The 18,647-nt window shown below is 67.9% G+C and carries 16 protein-coding genes and 1 riboswitch; of the genes, 8 read left to right on the top strand and 8 right to left on the bottom strand.

From position 1 onward, the window contains the following. Positions 1–19: 19 nt before the first annotated feature. The 3 genes from VH569_RS03875 to VH569_RS03865 all read right to left on the bottom strand — a co-directional run bounded on the left by VH569_RS03875 (position 20) and on the right by VH569_RS03865 (position 5,538). Positions 20–1,375, bottom strand: a complete 1,356-nt coding sequence (locus VH569_RS03875) for a nucleotide sugar dehydrogenase (protein ID WP_423314219.1) — start codon at positions 1,373–1,375, stop codon at positions 20–22. A 407-nt stretch (positions 1,376–1,782) separates the two neighbouring features. Next, on the bottom strand, positions 1,783–3,246 hold the full coding sequence (locus tag VH569_RS03870; RefSeq protein ID WP_423314217.1) for a flippase: 1,464 nt from the start codon (positions 3,244–3,246) through the stop codon (positions 1,783–1,785). Between the two features lie 87 nt (positions 3,247–3,333). Then, positions 3,334–5,538, bottom strand: coding sequence for a GumC family protein (locus tag VH569_RS03865; protein ID WP_423314215.1), 2,205 nt, complete (start codon positions 5,536–5,538; stop codon positions 3,334–3,336). 719 nt (positions 5,539–6,257) lie between these two features. On the opposite strand from VH569_RS03865, the gene VH569_RS03860 reads away from it, so the two are divergent. Beyond that, positions 6,258–6,419: a hypothetical protein gene (locus tag VH569_RS03860; RefSeq protein WP_423314214.1), complete on the top strand. Its 162-nt coding sequence runs from the start codon at positions 6,258–6,260 to the stop codon at positions 6,417–6,419. A gap of 237 nt (positions 6,420–6,656) precedes the next feature. On the opposite strand, the gene VH569_RS03855 is transcribed toward VH569_RS03860, so the two are convergent. Both VH569_RS03855 and VH569_RS03850 read right to left on the bottom strand, forming a co-directional pair. Next, on the bottom strand, positions 6,657–7,226 hold the full coding sequence (locus VH569_RS03855; RefSeq protein ID WP_109452816.1) for an ActR/PrrA/RegA family redox response regulator transcription factor: 570 nt from the start codon (positions 7,224–7,226) through the stop codon (positions 6,657–6,659). 36 nt (positions 7,227–7,262) lie between these two features. Further along, positions 7,263–8,657: an ActS/PrrB/RegB family redox-sensitive histidine kinase gene (locus VH569_RS03850; RefSeq protein WP_423314213.1), complete on the bottom strand. Its 1,395-nt coding sequence runs from the start codon at positions 8,655–8,657 to the stop codon at positions 7,263–7,265. Between the two features lie 63 nt (positions 8,658–8,720). Here VH569_RS03850 and VH569_RS03845 point away from each other — a divergent pair, with 63 nt between their 5' ends. From VH569_RS03845 to tenA, 3 genes are read left to right on the top strand one after another with little or no spacing between them, the layout of a single operon-like run. Beyond that, positions 8,721–9,548: an ABC transporter ATP-binding protein gene (locus VH569_RS03845; protein ID WP_423314212.1), complete on the top strand. Its 828-nt coding sequence runs from the start codon at positions 8,721–8,723 to the stop codon at positions 9,546–9,548. Then, on the top strand, positions 9,535–10,374 hold the full coding sequence (locus tag VH569_RS03840) for an ABC transporter permease (RefSeq protein ID WP_423314210.1): 840 nt from the start codon (positions 9,535–9,537) through the stop codon (positions 10,372–10,374). Before VH569_RS03845 ends, VH569_RS03840 begins: the two co-directional genes overlap by 14 nt. Positions 10,375–10,423: 49 nt before the next feature. Next, positions 10,424–11,110, top strand: a complete 687-nt coding sequence (gene tenA, locus VH569_RS03835) for a thiaminase II (RefSeq protein WP_423314208.1) — start codon at positions 10,424–10,426, stop codon at positions 11,108–11,110. A gap of 21 nt (positions 11,111–11,131) precedes the next feature. On the opposite strand, the gene VH569_RS03830 is transcribed toward tenA, so the two are convergent. The 3 genes from VH569_RS03830 to VH569_RS03820 form a co-directional block, all read right to left on the bottom strand. Continuing rightward, complete coding sequence (locus VH569_RS03830; RefSeq protein WP_098736136.1) at positions 11,132–11,710, bottom strand: manganese efflux pump MntP family protein; 579 nt, start codon at positions 11,708–11,710, stop codon at positions 11,132–11,134. Between the two features lie 82 nt (positions 11,711–11,792). Continuing rightward, positions 11,793–11,917: riboswitch (yybP-ykoY riboswitch) on the bottom strand. Positions 11,918–11,943: 26 nt separating this feature from the next. Then, positions 11,944–13,290, bottom strand: coding sequence for a guanine deaminase (gene guaD / locus VH569_RS03825; RefSeq protein ID WP_423314205.1), 1,347 nt, complete (start codon positions 13,288–13,290; stop codon positions 11,944–11,946). A 35-nt stretch (positions 13,291–13,325) separates the two neighbouring features. Continuing rightward, the gene (locus VH569_RS03820; protein WP_423314203.1) at positions 13,326–14,513 is read right to left on the bottom strand and encodes a urate hydroxylase PuuD; all 1,188 of its coding nucleotides are present in this window, start codon (positions 14,511–14,513) and stop codon (positions 13,326–13,328) included. Between the two features lie 196 nt (positions 14,514–14,709). On the opposite strand from VH569_RS03820, the gene VH569_RS03815 reads away from it, so the two are divergent. The 4 genes from VH569_RS03815 to VH569_RS03800 all read left to right on the top strand — a co-directional run bounded on the left by VH569_RS03815 (position 14,710) and on the right by VH569_RS03800 (position 18,642). Further along, positions 14,710–16,209 carry a sensor histidine kinase gene (locus VH569_RS03815; RefSeq protein WP_423314201.1) on the top strand — a complete coding sequence of 500 codons (1,500 nt, stop codon included), beginning with the start codon at positions 14,710–14,712 and terminating at the stop codon, positions 16,207–16,209. After that, entirely contained in the window at positions 16,199–16,648 is a 450-nt protein-coding gene (locus tag VH569_RS03810; RefSeq protein ID WP_423314199.1) for a response regulator, read from the top strand. Before VH569_RS03815 ends, VH569_RS03810 begins: the two co-directional genes overlap by 11 nt. Next, positions 16,645–17,685 carry a sensor histidine kinase gene (locus VH569_RS03805; protein WP_423314197.1) on the top strand — a complete coding sequence of 347 codons (1,041 nt, stop codon included), beginning with the start codon at positions 16,645–16,647 and terminating at the stop codon, positions 17,683–17,685. The genes VH569_RS03810 and VH569_RS03805 overlap by 4 nt, the downstream gene beginning before the upstream one ends. 168 nt (positions 17,686–17,853) lie before the next feature. Then, entirely contained in the window at positions 17,854–18,642 is a 789-nt protein-coding gene (locus VH569_RS03800) for a TetR/AcrR family transcriptional regulator (protein WP_423314195.1), read from the top strand. Positions 18,643–18,647: the final 5 nt, after the last annotated feature.

The raw sequence follows: 18,647 nt of genomic DNA, 5'->3' as shown, positions 1-18,647 counted from the left end.
TTTGCGGGCCCGGTTTTCGTCAGGCCACATGCGCGTAGCGGGCGGCGCCATGGCTGCCGAGCGCCACGTAGGCGGTGCCGTCCGGCAGGTCGACGTCACGGCTGTTGAAGTTGTTCCAGAAGTCGTAGATCACGCCCGGACGGTCCATCCGCAGGGCCAGATCCGGCAGCGGCATGGAGGTGAAGACCGGGTGGTTGTTGAGGATCACCGCCAGATTGGCGCCGGACACCGCCTCGGCCATGTTGGCCGCCGGCTCCAGCCCGAAGCTGCGGATGTCGTCGGGGCGCACCACGGCGTCGAAGCCGCGCAGTCGGGCGGTGGGGAAGCGCTGGCGCAGCTCCTCCAGCACCGGCTTGGCCATCGTGCCGCGCAGATCGTCGGTCGCCGGGCGGCCCTTGAAGGCGAGGCCCATCAGGCTGATGGTCGGCACCTCCGGGAAGCCCTGCATCGAGTTGGCGAGCTTGCCGAGGAAGTCGGCGACCTCGACCGGCTGGCTTTCGTTGACCAGACGGCCGGCGGCGGTGATCGCCATCTCGACGCCGACCTCGCGCGCCGCCTCGATCAGGATGTGGGGATCCTTCTCCAGGCACGGGCCGCCGACCGGGCCGGGCAGCGGCAGGTTGGTGCGCGGATAGCCCAGCTTGCCGGCGCGCGCCACCTCGACCGCCGAGATCTCCATGGCGTTGCACAGCTTGGCGATCTCGTTGGAGAAGGCGAAGGTGACGTCGCGGTAGGTGTTGTCGACCAGCTTGATCAGCTCCGCCGTCTCCAGGGTGGAAACCTTGACGGTGGTCGGCGTCAGGAAGCCGAAGATCTGGGCCGCACGGGTGGCGACGTCCAGGCTTTCGGCGCCGATGATCTGCGGCAGCTGGTTCAGCTCCAGCAGCGCCTGCCCTTCCAGGGTGCGCTCCGGGCAAAAGGCGATGTCGAACTTCTTGCCGGTGGCGCGCAGGATCGGCGCCACCACGTTGCGAGTGGTGCCCAGCTTCACGGTGGAGCGCAGGATGACCAGATCGCCGTCATGCAGGCTGCCGGCGACCTGACGGGTCGCCGCCTCGATCATGTCGGTGCGGACCCGGCCGTCCTTGCTGAGCGGCGTGCCGACCGTAATGATGAAGACGCTGGCCTTGCTGCAATCCTCCTGGCTGCGGCTGAAGGTCAGCCGGCCGCGTGCGATGACGTGGCGCAGCTTCTCCGTCAGGCCCGGCTCGTGGAAGTGCGGGTTGCCCTGGCCGAGCTTGTCGAGCACGTCCTGCCGCACCTCGACCCCGTGCACCTGGAAGCCGGCGTCCGCCATCGCGACCGCCAGCGTCAGGCCGACATAGCCGAGCCCGAGGACGCAGACGTTACGATCGGAAAAAGTCTTGGGAAGCATCGTCGCTCCTGCCGTTTGCTGAGGCCCCGCCACCGGCGGCGGAGGCCTTAGAGTTTGGAGACGCCCCGCGTGCCATGCCCTGTTGCCAAGCAGGCAGACGGAGAAACCTCGAAATTCGAAATTGTTTTCTTGTTGTGACTTCGCCGTGACGATGAAGTACCTCGTTACCGGCGTTGTGCAGCGCGAAGTGTTTCAGAAATCACCGTCCGATGAAAAGACCATGATTGCAGATCTCCGCCGTATTAATGGTACTAACCCTCGCCGGGGCCAAATGAATGCTTGGAGGCACCAACAGAGACGTTCGAAAGTGGTGCAATAGGCGCATTCCGTTCCTGCTGCCGGTATCCCTCGACCCGGCCTTGCAGAATTGAGGGTTGAACCATCCATCCAGCCACGGCCCGCCCCTCTCAGGCCGTGGCGCTGGTCAGCCGCCGCAACCGTTTCAGGTGGACCAGTCCGGTCAGCACGGCCATCGCCGCATAGACCGCGATCATCGCCACGCTGCCGGCGACGAAATGCACCAGCGCCGGCAACCGGTCGAACAGCGGGGCGGCGAAGCTGTCGAGCGCGAGCGCCGCGGCTATGGCCGCGCCGGCGCACAGCAGAGCCCGCGCGGTGATCCCGCCATACAGCTCCCCAACCGTCTGCCGGTGGATCCAGGCGATGGCGACGGTGGCGGCCAGCTCCGCGGTGAAGGTCGCCATCGCGGCGCCCTCGATGCCGTAGCGGGGGATCCACCAGATGTTCAGCAGGGCGTTCAGCGCGCCGCCCGACAGCATGGCGACCATGTAACCGGTCTGCCGGTGCCAGACGAGCAGCGGATTGCCCAGGATCATGTTGGCGTAGACCACCGCCGAGGCCAGCATCAGCAGGCGCAGAGCCAGCGTCGCCGGGGCGTAGGCGTCGCCGAACAGCGTGCCGAGGATGGACGGCGCCAGGGCGAAACCGCCGGCGATGACCAGCCCGCCGACCGCCAGCATGACGCCGGCATAGGCCCGCATCCGGTCGCGCATCGGGCCAAGCTCGCCATAGGCGGCGGCCAGCTGCGGCAGGAAAGCGTTCATCACGATGTTGCCGACCAGATTGGCCAGGGTCTGGATCTTCACCGCCGCGCTGTACCAGCCGACCTCGGTGTGCGGGGCCAGGAAACCCAGCATCACCACGTCGAGATGGGTGAAGATCGCCCAGGCGAAGACGCCGACCGCCATCGGCGTCGCCGCCGTCAGGATCTCGCGCCACACCTTCAGGTCGACCCTGGGGCGCAGATGGCCGAAGTCGCGGCGGAAGCGGCCGATCATCACCAGCGCGTTGACGGTGATGGAACCGCCGGTGATGGCGGCTGCGGTGATGGCGTCCTCAGGCCCACGCACCAGCAGGAAGACGAGAAGCATCGAGCCGATGGAGGTGCCGATTTCGCGCGTGGCGATCACCCCCATCTTCTCGGTCGCCTGATAAACAAAGTCGAGCACCAGGGCGTTCCCCAGCAACTGCACCGCCTGCACCAGAAGAACCGCCTTCACCTCCATCGGTTTGTCCAGCGAGAGGACGAAGGCCGCGTAGAGGACGCCGACCACCAGGGCCAGCACGGTGCGCAGGGTCAGCACATGTTCCGACAGCTCGGCCGCCCGCTCGCGGTGGTCGTCCTGCTCGCGGTTTCTCGCGATCTCACGGATGGCGTAGGTGGAGAGGCCCATGTTCACGAACAGCGCCGCATAGGCCATCAGCGAGGTGCCGAAGCCCAGCACGCCGAAACTGTCCGGTCCCAGAACCCGCGCGGTCCAGGCCGCGGTGACCAGCCCGCTCGCCATCGTCGCCGTTTTCGCGGCGGCAAGGGCGCGGATGTTCCGGAAGATGCGGTGTCCAGCGGACATTCATGGGCTCTTCGGTGGTTGATAGAATCGTGACGCACTGCGCAAAAAATCCTCGGCCGGCTTTCGACCGGCCGAGGGACCTTGTCGTCAGTTCGCGTAGTAGCGGCGGTAGCCGTGGTAGCGCCCGCTGTCCGGGAACTCGTACTGGGCATGGCGCCGGGTATCGACCTGACTGAACAGGACGCCGACCACCTCGCCGCCGGCCTCAATCACCTCCTTCAGCCCGGCCATCGCGGTGCCGCGCTTGGTCATGCCCCAGCGGACGATGAAGACGGTCTGGTCGGCGAGGGCCGCCAGCAGCTTGCCTTCCGACACCGCCAACACCGGCGGCGAATCCAGCACGATGCGGTCGTAATTGACCGACAGTCGCGACAGCAGCTGGTGCATGCCCGACGAGCCGAGCGTGTCCTGCGGCAGCGTGCGGCCATGGCCGGCGGGGATGACGTGCAGGCCGGTGCGCGGATCGACCTGAATCACCTCCTCCAGCGTCGCGGTGCCGGCCAGCACTTCCGCCAGACCGCGGTTGTTGGACATGCCCAGCATCTCGTGCAGGCACTTCCGCCGCAGGTCGCAGTCGACCAGGATCGTCCGCTGGCCGGCGTTGGCGCAGGTGCGGGCGAAGGCCGCGGCGACGGAGCTCTTGCCCTCACCGGGGACGGACGAGCTGAACAGGATCACCCGGTGCCGCCCGTCCGGATTGGCGAGCAGCAGCGAGGTGCGCAGGTTCTGCATCGATTCCGCGAAGGCGGAAATCGGCTTGTCCACCACATACGCGGCCGGCGACCCGCCGAAGCGCGGGATGCGCGGCACGATGCCGAGGCTGCGGACGCCGGTCGCCGTCTCGAACTGGTGCGGGCTGCGGAATCCGCTCTCGGCCCGTTCGCGCAGCATGGCCAGCAGCACGCCCAGCGTGCCCGACGCCACCAGCGCCAGCAGCAGGATCAGCTTGCGGTTCGGCTGCGACGGGTCGAGCGGGATCGAGGCCTCCGACACGATGCGGGCGTCGGGCTGGCGCATGTCGTTCTGCGTCGCGATCTGCTGCGAGCGGGTCAGCAGCGCCTCGTACATCGACTGGGCGGTGCCGGCATCGCGCTCCAGCGTGCGCAGGCCGACGGTCGCCTGCTGCTGCTCGTTCTGCTTGGCCTCGGCCTGATCCAGGCTGGCCTTCAGCCCCTGCTCACGGCCCTTCGCCAGTTCCACCTCGTTGCTGAGGTTGGAGACGATCTTGCCGACGTCGGTCTTGATCTGGCCTTGCAAATCGCGCAGCTGACTCTGCAGGGCCTGCAGCATCGGGTGCTTGGCACCGTAGCGGTTGGTGGCGTCGGCGATCTGGCGCTGGAGATCGACCTCGCGCTCGCGCAAGGCCTGGATCAGCGGCGAGCCCATCACGTCGCCCACCGCGGAGGCGCCGCGCGGCGAATTCGCCATGGCGGTGACGTCGCGCAGCTTGGTCTCCGCCTCCTGCCGCTTGGTGCGGGCCAGGATATAGTCGGCGTTCAGCTGGCTCAGCTGCTGGCCGACCACCGTGCTCTCGTTGTTGGACGAGGTGGTCAGGCCGTGCTGGGTCCGGTACTTCTCCACCGCGTCGCCGGTGGTCTGCGCTTCCCGGCGCAGGTCGGTCAGCCGCTCCTCCAGCCACTGGGTGGCGCGCTTGGACGCCTTGAACTTCTCGTCGAGCTGATCGACCAGATAGAGGTCGGCCATGGTGTTGGCGATCAGGGACGACTTGCGCGGATCCTCGCTGTCGAAGCTGACGGCGATGACGTAGGAGCGGCCCTGCGGACGCACCGACGTGTTGTCGAGCACGGCGTTGACCACGGAGGTCAGGTGGTTGCGCTCGATCTCCTCCGGCGACAGCGGCACGCCGCTGGACGCTTTCCAGCTGTCGGGGATCCAGTTGCGCGGGTTCAGCGCCGACACCCATCCTGGGGGCGGCGGACGCAGCGAGGCATTGAACTCCGGATCGTTCATCAGCTTGAGCTTCGCCACCACCTTTTCGGCGAAGGCCGGCGACTTCAGGATCGCGACCTCGCTCTGCAGCGCGCTGATGTCGGGGGTCATGTCGGACACCACCCCCTCGAAGTTGAGGACGGTGTTCTTGCGGTGCTCCACCATGATGAGCGTTTCGGCGGTGTAGAGCGGCGTCATCCGGAAGGCGACCAGGGCCGCCAACCCGGTGCCGACCACGATCACCGTACCGATCAGCAGCTTGTGCCGCCGCAACAACCCCGTGGTCCGGCGCACCGCGCTGGCGGCGCTGGCCGAAAGATCGTACGAAATGCCGGGCGACATGGACCCGGGGCCCCGCCGAGACTCAGGGTTGTTGCGTCGGGGTTGTTCCTGAAGTTCCTGGGTGGCCAAAGGGTCCTCCTCGCGTAACGACCAGAAAGCGCGGCCATAGGACCATCCGTTTGCCCGATCCTCCATTCCGGGCAGCGGATGCTGTCCGGTGGGCAGGCTCGGCGGTTCGTCCGATTGGCTGAAACGCAGTGTTAGTCCAGCCGTTGCATCGGCCATCCAGTGCATGCGGCGAGCAATGGGCGCGCAGTGGGTAGTCTTCCTGACCCTGTTGCAGTGCAGTATGAACCGTCGATGCAGGACCGGGCATAATGGGGGTTACCCGGAAGGACAGGTGGCAAGACGTTCGATCGCACCGGCCGGGCCACGGGCATTCCCGCGATTTTCCCGGCGCGGACGACGCTTGGACCGGATGCGAAGACCCATCCTGCCAACGCCGGGCGGCACGCCGACGTTCCGTGCCGGAACGGTTCCGCGCCGTCCCGGCTGCCGTTGTCACACTTTCCCGACGATTTTAGAGGGTGAGGCCCAACAGTGAGCGATGCCGGGAACCGGGCGCCGGATCGCGATGCACCGCGTCGGACCGTCGGCACCGGGCAGACCGAATTCCCAATCCCGACGTGCGACAAATTGTTCTGCACACGTATTTTTATGCTATAATGGATACTGAAAAAGGTATAGAGTGCCTATGTCTTTTGGACGGAGATTGCGTCATGCCGTACCGTCAGGAATCCGCCACCGTCAGCGCGATCAGGCTGATCCGCGACCACAGCCGTGAATGCCATAACCTGTCTGCCCGTGAAGTGCTGTTGCGGGTCGAACGGCGCATGATCGAATTTCTTGAAGACGGCCCTGCACTGCCGACGCGCAATTGACGCTCGGCTGAGCGACAGGACGGCCCCGGCGGAATTCAGTCCCGGACGGCGACATGGCTGGCCTGATGCCTGACCGCCATGGCCGGCGTTGCCAGAATGCCGGTTCCGGCCGGGATGAGTGCAGGCGATCTTTTGCGGTGGCTTCACCACAAGCGGCAAGCCCAAAACCCGACATGCGAACGGCCCGCCCCGGATCGGGAGCGGGCCGTTCGCATGTTCGACCTGAACCGTGCCAGCTCAGGCGCGCGGGGCGTGCTTGTTCAGGATGCGCTGGAGCGTGCGGCGATGCATCTTCAGGCGGCGCGCGGTTTCCGACACGTTGCGGTCGCACTGCTCGAAGACGCGCTGGATGTGTTCCCAGCGGACGCGGTCGGCCGACATCGGGTTTTCCGGCGGCTGGGGCAGCGGGCGGCCGTCGGCCAGCAGCGCGGATTCTACCGCGTCGGCATCGGCCGGCTTCGGCAGGTAATCGACGGCGCCGGCCTTCACCGCGGCGACGGCGGTGGCGATGTTGCCGTAGCCGGTCAGCATGACGACACGGGCGTCGGGACGGGCGTCGCGCAGGGCGGACACCACATCCAGCCCGTTGCCGTCGCCCAGACGCAGATCGACCACCGCGAAGGCGGGTGCCGATTCCTGCGCCACCTCGATGCCGAGCTGGACGCTGTCGACCGCGACGACGTTGAAGCCGCGCTTCTCCATGGCGCGGGCCAGCCGCGTGCGGAAGGGGGCGTCGTCGTCGACGATCAGGAGGCTGCGGGTGACGTCGCCAGTGAATGTCAGTTTGACGGCATCGCCCGACAGCAGGTCATCGGATGTTTTGAGGGTGTCCACCGTGAAACCTCATTTCTTGGCGTTGATGGTCTTCCAGCGCACGGAAATCCGTGCGCCGGTTCCGCCCTGATTGGAGTGCCCGCCGGCGGCCTGATCAGCGGGCGGCGTGCCGTCCGGCGGATTGTTGGTGTAGCGCACGGTCGCGCCGGTCTTTTCCAGCAGCGTCTGCGCGATGAAAATGCCGAGGCCCATATGCCCGCCGCCCGCCTGCCCCTTGGGGCCGGAGCGCTCGCCGCGCACCGACAGGTACGGCTCGCCGATGCGGCCCAGCAGGTGGGAGGGGAAGCCCGGGCCGTCGTCCATCACCGTGATGGTGACGCCGCGCCCGTCCCAGGCGGCGGCGACCGTCACCTTGTGGCGGGCGAACTGGTGGGCGTTCTGGATGAAGTTGCCGATGCCGTGGATGATCTCCGGGCTGCGGCGCAGGAAAGGCTCCTCCGCCTCGCCGACCGGATGCGGTTCCACGGCGAAGTCGATGTGGCCGAGACGATGGGGTGCTGCCGCAGCCTCGATCAGCGCGGTCAACGGTAGCCGTTCGAACGGGTCGCCGCCGTCGGCCTCCGGCTTGCGCGCCAGATCGGCCAGGATCTCGCGGCAGCGCATCACCTGGCTTTGCAGAAGCTCGACATCCTCGCCATAGGGGCTGTCCGGCGGCAGGTCGCGCGCCAGCTCCTTCGCCACCACGGCGATGGTGCCGAGCGGCGAGCCCAGCTCGTGCGCGGCGGCGGCGGCGAGCGCACCCAGCGCACCCAGCCGCTGTTCGCGGGCGAGCGCCACCTGCGAGGCGGCGAGCGCATCGGCGAAGCGCCGCGCCTCCGCGGCGACGCGGAAGACGTAGCCGGCGATGAAGACCGACGACACCGTCAGCGACAGCCAGACGCCGAAGGCATAGAGCGGCGCCATCGAGCGCACCGGCTCCTCCCACGGCAGCGGGAAGTGCCAGAGGGCGAGCGCCGTCAGGCAGATCAGGTTCAGCCCGGTCAGCAGCACCGTGCTGTAGCGCGACAAGATGGCCGCACCCACGGTCATCGGCGCCAGCAGCAGGATGGCGAAGGGGTTGCTCAACCCGCCGGTGAGATAGAGCAGCAGCGTCAGCTGCAGCATGTCGTAGCTGAGATACAGCGCCGCGTCGCGGTCGGCCAGCCGCAGCCGGCCGCCGCGCTGGGTCATCGCCACCACGTTCAGCAGGGCCGACGCGCTGATGGCGGCCAGCACCGGCCCCAGCGGCAGCGGGAAGCCCAGCCCGAGATTGACGAAGGTCACCGCGGCCAGCTGCCCGAGCACCGCGACCCAGCGGATCAGGATCAGCGTGCGCAGCGTGATGCGGCCGTCGGGCTGCGCCCAGTGCGGCGGCGCCGGGGAGGCCGGGACCGGTCCGGTCAGTGCGCTGGCGAGCGTCACCATGATCCTTGTCTCCGGACGGCATGCCCCTGGCGGTTGCGGCGCTTGCCGCCATATTCTGTGCCCATGACCGAACGAACCATCCCACAGCAGCAGCCGGGCACACCCGCCATCGCCCCCGCCATCCGGGCGGAGGGGCTGACCAAGCGCTTTCCCACCCCGGACGGGCGGGACGTCACGGCGGTCGACGCCATCGGCTTCACCGTGCCGCGCGGCAGCGTCACCGGCCTTCTCGGCGGCAACGGCGCGGGCAAGACGACGACCATCTCGATGCTGCTGGGGCTGTTGCTGCCGACGGCCGGGACAGTGGAGATCCTGGGCGTCGACATGGCGCGCCATCGGCATGCCGTGCTTCCGCGCATGAACTTCTCCTCCCCCTACGTCGAACTGCCCCATCGGCTGACGGTGCGGGAGAACCTTACCGTCTATGCCCACCTCTACGGTTTGACATGCGTCAAAAAGCGCGTCCAAGAATTGGCCGAGCATCTTGACCTGTCGCGTTTTCTGGATCGGCCGTCGGGCGGACTGTCGGCGGGACAGAAAACCCGCGTTGCGCTGGCCAAGGCTTTGCTGAACGATCCGGAGCTTCTGCTGCTGGACGAGCCGACGGCGTCGCTCGATCCCGACACCGCCGACTGGATCCGCACCTATCTCGAGCGCTACCGGCTGCGCACCGGCGCCACCATCCTGCTCGCCTCCCACAACATGCTGGAGGTGGAACGGCTGTGCGACAGCGTGCTGATGATGCGGCAGGGGCGGATCGTCGACCGCGGCGCACCGTCGGCCCTGCTCGCCCGCTACGGCCGCCAGACGCTGGAGGAGGTCTTCCTCGACATCGCCCGCGCCTCCGACGACCGCATCCTGACCGGGGAGACCGCCGATGCAGCCGAATGAACTGGCGATCCCGCGCGCGGATTTCTCGCTGCGCCGGGTCGGCGCCATGGTGCTGCGCTACTGGTATCTGCTGCGCGGGTCCTGGCCGCGCATCCTGGAACTGGCCTATTGGCCGACCATGCAGATGATCCTGTGGGGCTACATCAACCAGTTCATGGCCTCATCCAGCGGCGGCGGCAGCGGCTGGGTAGCGCAGGGCGCCGGCGTGCTGGTCAGTGCGGTCCTGCTGTGGGACGTGCTGTTCCGCGGCCAGCTCGGCGTCTCCATCTCCTTCCTTGAGGAAATGTGGTCGCGCAACCTCGGCCATCTGTTCGTCAGCCCGCTCCGCCCCGGCGAATGGGTGACGGCGCTGATGACAATGAGCCTGCTGCGCACCCTGATCGGCGTGCTGCCGGCGGCGGCGCTGGCGATTCCCTTCTTCGGCTATTCGGTCTTTGCTCTCGGCCTGCCGCTCGCCGCCTTCTTCGCCAATTTGATCGTGTTGGGCTGGTCGCTGGGGCTGCTGATCGTGGCGCTGATCCTGCGCTACGGCATGGGGGCGGAGGGGCTGGCCTGGATCGTCGTCTTCATGCTGGCCCCGGTCAGCGCGGTCTATTACCCGGTGTCGGTCTTGCCGGCCTGGCTCCAGCCGGTGGCGCTCGCCCTGCCCTCCGCCCATGTGTTCGAGGGCATGCGGGCGCTGGTGTTCGACGGCACGCTGCGCTGGGACCATCTGGCCTGGGCGGTCGGACTGAACATGGTCTACATGGCGGGCGGCATCGCCGTGTTCCTCTATGCCTTCCACCAAGCGCGGGTGCGCGGGGCCTTGCTGCAAACCGGCGAATAGCGGGTAGAGTGTCCGCCCAATTCCGTCAGCCGCACCGGAGACAGCCGCCATGACCCCGTCCTCCTCCACCCCCGACCTGTTCAACCGGCTCGTCGCCGGGGCGCGGCCGGACTGGTCGGCCTATGTCGACCATGCCTTCGTTCGCGGGATGGGCGACGGGACGCTGCCGCAGGAATGCTTCCGTCATTATCTGGTGCAGGATTACCTGTTCCTGATCCATTTCGCCCGCGCCTATGCGCTCGCCATCTACAAGGGCCGCGACCTGCGCGAGATGCGGGCGTCGCTGAACGGGCTGAAGGCGATCCTCGACATGGAGATGGACCTGCATGTCGGCCTGTGCGCCGGCTGGGGCCTGCCGGCCGCCGAGCTGGAGCAGGCGGCGGAGTCCAAGGCGACGATGGCTTACACCCGCTACGTGCTGGAAACCGGCCTGCGCGGCGACCTGCTGGACCTGCATGTCGCGCTCAGCCCCTGCATCATCGGCTATGCCGAGATCGGCCGCCGGCTGGCTGCCCTGCCGGGCGCGCTCGACGACGCCAACCCCTATCGCGTCTGGATCGCCGAATATGCCGGCGATGCCTATCAGGAGGTGGCGCGAGCGGCGCGGGAAAATCTCGACCGTCTGGCGGCCGACGGCATGACCGAAGCGCGCTTCCCCCGGCTGCTGACCATCTTCCGGCAGGCGTCCCGGTTGGAAGCGGATTTCTGGGAGATGGGGATGACCTTGGCGGGATGAGAGGGGAGCCTCGGCGCCTCCTCACCCCATCGTGTGCTCCAGCAGGATCTTCGCGCCCAGCCCGATCAGCACCACACCGCCGGCCATTTCCGCCCAGCGTCCCAGATGGTTGCCGGCGGCCTTGCCGATCAGCACGCCGCCGAAGGCCACGGCAAAGGTCACCACGCCGATCAGCGCCGAGGTCGTCACCATGTCGACATCGACCAGCGCCAGCCCCGCCCCCACGGCGGCGGCGTCGATGCTGGTGGCGACGGCGGTGGTCAGCAGGGCCAGCCATTCGGCGCGCACGCTGCGCACCGGGCCGCAATCCTCCTCGCCCTCATCCTCGCCGTCCATGATGGCGTTGCGCAGCATCGCTCCGCCGACCGCCAGCAGCAGGCCGAAGGCGATCCAGTGATCGACCGACTCTACCAAGCTGGCGAAGGCGATGCCGATACCCCAGCCGACCAGCGGCATGGCGAACTGGCAGACGCCGAAGGCGGCACCCACCCGCACCGCCTCCGGCAAACCGGCACGGCGCGAACAGGCCCCGCGGCCGAGGGCGGCGGCAAAGCTATCCATCGAAAGGCTGAAAGCGAGCGCGAGGGACGTGGCGATCATGGCTATTCCCGGGCCAGACAACACAGTGGAATCGGGCGGACTCCGGCTGGCCGCGGAGATGTCCGATCCACTGGTCTCGCCGGGTCGACCCTCTGGTCGCCGTGCGCGCCATGGCGGTAACGGCCGGAGGCCGGAACCATCCAAGTCTGTTGACGCGAACCCCACCGGATCGCTGCCGGCGGGTGGCTACTCCCCAATGACGGCGGAAGTCCTACAGGGACTAGGGGCTTGGGTCAAGCGCCGGTTTGCCGCAGGTGCGAATTGCGGCCGCGCAGGTAGGTGGCGGCCACCGAGCGGTCGTCGCCCAGCGTCACCTGGATGAACAGTTCCTCCTCCAGATCGCCGTCCACCGCCTTCATGCGATGTCGCATAGCCGGCGTCGCGGCGGGATCGAGCACGACGAGGTCGGCCCAGCGGCCGGGCTCCAGGCTGCCGATCTCGCCGGCCATGCCCAGCGCTTCGGCATTGCCGCGGGTCATCCAGTGCAAGGCGGCGAGCGCCGGCAGGTTCTGGCGCCGCAGTTGCAGCACCTTGTAGGCCTCCGCCGCCGTGCGCAGCATGGAATAGCTGGTGCCGCCGCCGACATCGGTGGCGATGGCGGTGCGCACCGGCCGCTCCGGCTTCGACAGGGCGTCGAGGTCGAACAGGCCGCTGCCGATGAACAGGTTGCTGGTCGGGCAGAAGACGGCGACCGAGCCGCTCTCCGACAAACGGGACATCTCCGCGTCCGACAGATGGATGCAGTGGCCGAACAGCGAGGTCGGCCCCAGCAGCCCGAAGCGGTCATAGACGTCGGTGTAGTCGCGCGCGCCGGGGAACAGCCGGCGCACCTCGGCGATCTCGTCGGTGTTCTCCGACAGATGGGTCTGCATATGGACACCGGGATGCTCGCGCAGCAGCGCGCCGGCCGCCTCCAGCTGCGCCTCCGTCGAGGTGATGGCGAAGCGCGGCGTCACGGCATAGCGCTGCCGCCCGGTCCCATGCCAGCGGCCGATCAGGTCCTTGCCGTCGCGGTAGCTGCTGTCGGCCGTATCGGTCAGGGCGGCGGGCGCATGGCGGTCCATCATCACCTTGCCGGCGATCAGCCCGGCGCCACGCGCCTCGGCCTCGGCGAACAGGGCATCGACCGACTGCGGGTGGGCCGAGCCGTAGACCACCGCCGTGGTCGTGCCGTTGCGAAGCAGCTCGTCCATGAAGAAGGATGCGTTGGCGGCGGCATGGGCCGGGTCGGCGAAGCGCTGCTCTTCGATGAAGGTGTATTTCTCCAGCCAGTCGAGCAGCTGGGCGCCGTAGGAGGCGATGACCTGGGTCTGCGGGAAATGGATGTGGGTGTCGATGAAGCCCGGCAGCACCAGCTTGCCGCTGTGGTCGTCGACCGCCACCCCGTCCGGAACCCGGCCGCGCAGGTCGTCCCAGTCGCCGGTCTCCAGAATCCGCCCGTCCGCCCCGACCAGCAGCAGCCCGTCCTCACGATAGGTCAGGCAATCCATATCGCCCGGCCCGGCGGGCGCGCGATGGAAGCTGAGCAGGCGCCCACGGATGGCGGCGGAAACGGGGGCAGCGATAGACTGGTCGGGCATGGGGGTCCGGTTCGATGGAGTGCTGTGAGGGAGGGTTACTTAATGTCCCCGGCCCACGCCGCCAACACCGCCCGCTCCTGCGGGGTGATTCCGGTGATGTTGGCGGGGGGCATGGCGCTGCTGTAGCCGGCTTGCAGGCGGATCTGCTCGGCATGGCGGCGGATGCCGTCGCCCTCCAGCACGACGCCGCGCGGCGGGGTGGCGATGCCCTCCCACACCGGCTGGGCCGCATGGCACATGCTGCATCGGGTGGCGACGATTTCCTCCACCTGGGCGAAGCCGACCTTCACCGCCGCCGCCGCGGCCGTGTCGGCCGTCGCCGGCCCCATGGTGCTCAGCCAGATGCAGCCCAGCATGCCGGCGACGGCGACCCCCCAGGTCCACCAGGGCGTCGGCTTGCCGGCATGGCGGCTGTTGAAGAAATGGCGGATCGCCGTGCCGACCACCAGGACCAGCGCCACCATCACCCAGTTGTAGCGGGTGGAGCTGACCAGCGGGTAATGGTTGGAAAGCATCAGGAAGACGACCGGCAGGGTCAGGTAGTTGTTGTGCAGCGAGCGCTGCTTGGCCTTCTTGCCCAGCGACGGGTCCGGCGTCTCGCCGCGCAGCATGGCGGCCACCGTCTTGCGCTGGTTGGGGATGATCAGCATGAAGACGTTGCAGGCCATCATCGTCGCCATCAGGGCGCCGACCTGCAACATGGCGCCGCGCCCGCTGAAGATCTTCGTCATGCCCCAGGCTGTCGCCACCAGCATGACGAAGCCGGCGACAGCCAACGCCCCGTCGTTGCGGCCGAGCGGCGACTTGCACATCAGGTCATAGGCGACCCAGCCCGCCACCAGCGCACCGACGCTGATCGCCACCGCCTGCCAATGGCTGAGCGCCAGCACATCCTGGTCGATCAGGAACAGGTCGGCGCCGCGGTAATAAAGCACGCACATCAGGAAGAAGCCGCTGAGCCACGTCGCGTAGGATTCCCACTTGAACCAGGTCAGATCCTCCGGCAGCTGCGGCGGCGCGACCATGTATTTGGTCATGTGGTAGAAGCCGCCGCCGTGAATCTGCCAGGCGTCGCCCGCCGTCCCGGCCGGCGCCCCTGCCCGGCGGCGCAGCGAGGCGTCGAGATGGATGAAATAGAAGGACGATCCGATCCAGGCGATGGCGGTGATGACGTGCAGCCACCGCGCCAGGGCGTTGATCCATTCCCACAGGATGGGCTCCATCGCGCGCACGCTCCTTCCGGTCAGGTCGATGGCTTGACTGTAAGGCCAGTGTGCAGCTGCGGAAAACCATTCGTCCGTCCCAACAGCTTCAAAAAATGACGAAAGATGGAAGGGTGCCGACCGCGCTGCCGGTTGCCAACCCTCCTGCGAATTGGTAGAGGGGCTTACCCTTCCCCGCACCGCACGGCTCTCCGCGATGCCCACGTCCGGCAGCACCGTCACCCGCCGTGCCCTTCTGATGCTGCTCGCCGCCGCCTTCGCGCTGCTGGCGATCATCATGATGTCGGGATGGCTGGCGGACAGCACGCAGCGATATTCCCGTTCCGTCAGCCGGATAACGGCCCTGCGCGTCGCCGCCGGAACACTGCTCAGCCAGTTGCAGGATGCCGAGATCGGACAGCGCGGCTACCTGCTGACCGAGGACCGCCAATATCTCAAGCCCTACGAGGCGGCGGTCGCGGCGGTGGACGCCACCATCGCCCGGCTGCACGAACTGGCCGACGACGATGCCGGCGAGATGCACATCGTCGACCGTCTCGTCGGTCTGGCCGCCGCCAAGCGGGAGGAGCTGGCGGAGACCATCGCCCTGATGGAGGCCGGACGCCGGGACGACTCCCTGGCCATCGTGCGCACCGGCCGCGGCATGCGGCTGATGGACGATGCCCGGCGCTCGCTCGACGAGCTGATCACCCCCGCCGATGCCCAGCTCGACACCCAGCTCCGCGCCCTGACCGGGCAGGCCAGGACGTCGGGATGGGTGGCGATCCTGGGCGGCCTGTTCATCCTGCTGGTCGTCGGCGGCGCCGTGTGGATCGCGGTCGGCTACACGCGCGCCCTCATGCAGGCGCAGCGCGCGATCCAGGCCCTCAACGATTCCCTGGAGCAGCGCGTGTCGGAGCGCACCATGGAGTTGCAGCGGGCCAACGACGAGATCCAGCGCTTCGCCTACATCGTCAGCCACGATCTGCGCGCGCCGCTGGTCAACGTGATGGGCTTCACCAGCGAGTTCGAGGCTGGACTGGCCAGCGTAGCCGCCGACCTCGATCGCCGGCCGGCGGACGGCGACGACGCCATGGCGGCGGAGGCGCGGCGGGCGGTCGCCGAGGACATGCCGGAAGCCATCGGCTTCATCCGCACATCGACGACGAAGATGGACCGGCTGATCAACGCCATCCTCGCCCTGTCGCGCCAGGGCAGCCGGACGCTGAACCCGGAGCCGATCTCCATGCAGGCTCTCGTGGAAAACGTGGTCGCCAGCAACCGCCACCGGGCCGGCGAACTGCGCTGCGCCATCGACATCGCCGGCCCGCTGCCGTCGCTCGTCTCCGACCGGCTCGCCCTGGAGCAGGTGTTCGGGAACCTGCTGGACAATGCGATCAAATATCTCGATCCGGCCCGGCCCGGCCGGATCGCCATCCGCGGACGGTCCGAGGCGGGGGTGCTGATCTTCGAGGTCGCGGACAACGGCCGCGGCATCGCCGCCCAGGATCACGAGCGCATCTTCGAGCTGTTCCGCCGCTCCGGCGTGCAGGACCGCCCGGGAGAGGGAATCGGCCTCGCCTATGTCCGCACGCTCGTCCGGCGCCTGCAAGGCGACGTGACCGTCGATTCGGTTCCTGGACAGGGCAGTATCTTTCGCATAAGCCTTCCGAAAATTCTCGCTCTGTCCTCGGAGAAGCCCGCTCATGAAGCGTGACCCCCAAACGGTGTGCATCGTCATGATCGAGGACGACGAGGGACACGCCCGCCTGATCGAGAAGAACATCCGGCGGGCCGGCGTCACCAACGAGATCGTGCCCTTCACCGACGGCACCAGCGCCCTCGATTACCTGTTCGGTCCGGACGGAAGCGGACAGGCCAGCTCAGGCCGGGCGCTTCTCATCCTGCTGGATTTGAACCTGCCGGACATGACCGGGGTCGATATCCTGTCCAGGCTGAAGGCCAACCCCCACACCAAGCGCTTCCCCGTCGTGGTGCTGACCACCACCGACGACCGGCAGGAAATCCAGCGCTGCTACGACATCGGCGCCAACGTCTACATCACCAAGCCGGTGAATTACGAAAGCTTCGCCACCGCGATCCGGCAGCTCGGGCTGTTCTTCTCCGTCATCCAGATCCCCGAGGCGGAGGCATGACCGACCCGGCCATACGCATCCTCTACATCGACGACGACGCTGCCATGGCCCGGCTGGTGCAGCGGAGGCTCGAACGGCGCGGCTACGCGGTGGAGTGGGCGAAGGATGGCCGGGAGGGGTTGGAGCGGCTGGAGTGGGGCGGCATCGCGGTGGTCGGGCTGGACCACGAGATGCCGGGAGAGACCGGGCTGGACGTTCTGCCGGCCCTCCTGGCGCGCGAGAACGCCCCCCCGGTTATCTACGTCACCGGTGCCGGCGACACGCGGGTGGCCGTCGCAGCGCTGAAGGCCGGTGCTGACGATTACGTCCCCAAGGAGGTCGGCGAGGGATTCTTCGATCTGCTGGCGGCGGCCATCGAGCAGGCGCTCGAAAAGGCCCATCTGCGCCGGGAACGGGAGCAGGCGGAGCGCGAGGTGCGCGCCGCCCGCGATCGGGCGGAGCTGCTGCTGCGGGAGGTCAACCACCGGGTCGCCAACAGTCTGGCCCTGGTGGCGGCCTTCGTGCGGATGCAGCGGTCGGGCCTGTCCGATTCCATGGCGCGCACCGCCCTGGACGAAACCCAGGTGCGCATCACCGCGATCGCCGGCATCCACCGGAGCCTCTATACCTCCGACGACGTGCGCTCCGTCCGGTTCGACTCCTATCTGGAAACGCTGCTCGCCGAAATGCACACCGCCATGGCGTCGCGGCGCCCGGACAGCTTCGTCGTCGTCGCCGACGAGGTTTCGGTGCCGACCGACAAGGCGGTGTCCCTGGCGGTCATCGTGACCGAGCTGGTCACGAACGCCTGCAAATACGCCTATCCCGACGGACAGGCCGGCAGCATCCGCGTGCGGGCGATGGCCGCCGAGGGGCAGCTGTCGGTGAGCGTCGAGGATGACGGGGTCGGCTTCTCCAGCGACGACGCCCCCAAGGGAACCGGCCTCGGCACCCGCATCGTCCAGGCGATGGCGGCCAGCCTGGGGGCGCTGCTGCATCATGACCGGCAGCATGCCGGCACCCGGGTGACGCTGACGATGCCGTTGCAACCGCTGTAACCGCGCGTTCGGGCGCCCCGCCCCGCCTGCCCTTGTCAGGGGCCGGGCAGGAGACTGCCGGCCATCCCGGCAAACCCCATGGACAGGATGCCGCACCCAAGCTATATCTCCGCCAACAAGGTGAGTAAGCACTCACTTATCACAAGCGACCGACCCGGCACCCTTCTGATGGCACCGCGCCTCGACAGCCACGCCCGCAAGCGGGCGATCCTCGACGCCGCCTTGCCGCTGTTCGCGCGCAAGGGCTTCGCCGCGACCACCACCAAGGAGATCGCGCAGGCCGCCGGCGTGTCGGAGGCGCTGATCTTCAAGCATTTCCCGTCCAAGGCCTTGCTCTACGAATCGATCTTCCTCTGCTGCATCGACGGCGATCCGGAATATGAACGGCTGGTGTCGCTGCCGCCCAGCACCGGCACGCTGGTGCAGATGATCCAGGGCATGGTGAACTACTTCGTGATCGAGCTGCCGGCCGATCCGGACGAGCGCGCCCGCCACCGCCTGTCGATCATCAGCCTGCTGGAGGACGGCGAGTTCATGCGGCAGGTCTTCGAAGGCATCCGCAGCCGCTTCCTGCCCTGCTTCGCCGCCTCCATCGAGGCCGCGACCGCCGCCGGCGACCGGCTGCCGGGTCCGGTCGACGCGGAGAACGGATTCTGGCTTGCCGAGCATCTGTGCGAGATGATGGCGACCGTCTGCCTGTCCGGCGGGGCCATCGTCTCTTATCCTTGCGGCCGTCCCGACCTTGCGCGCCAGACCATCTGGTTCATCCTGCGCGGGCTCGGCCTGCATGACACCGCGATTGCCGCTCACGAAGGCGGCGGACGCTTTCCCTTCGTGCCTTCCCAGCCGCCGCCGGAGCCGCCGGCAAATGATGCGGCCAAGCCCGCACATGGTGCAGCCAAGCCCATGAATGGCGCAGCCAGGAATGACGACCCCACACCCGAGAGACCGGAGTAGCCGAA

It is taken from the genome of Azospirillum sp. 11R-A (genome assembly GCF_049472615.1).
GTDB lineage: Bacteria > Pseudomonadota > Alphaproteobacteria > Azospirillales > Azospirillaceae > Azospirillum > Azospirillum palustre.
The sequence above is the reverse complement of the archived record's forward strand: the minus strand, read 5'-3'. Positions and strand labels throughout refer to the sequence as shown.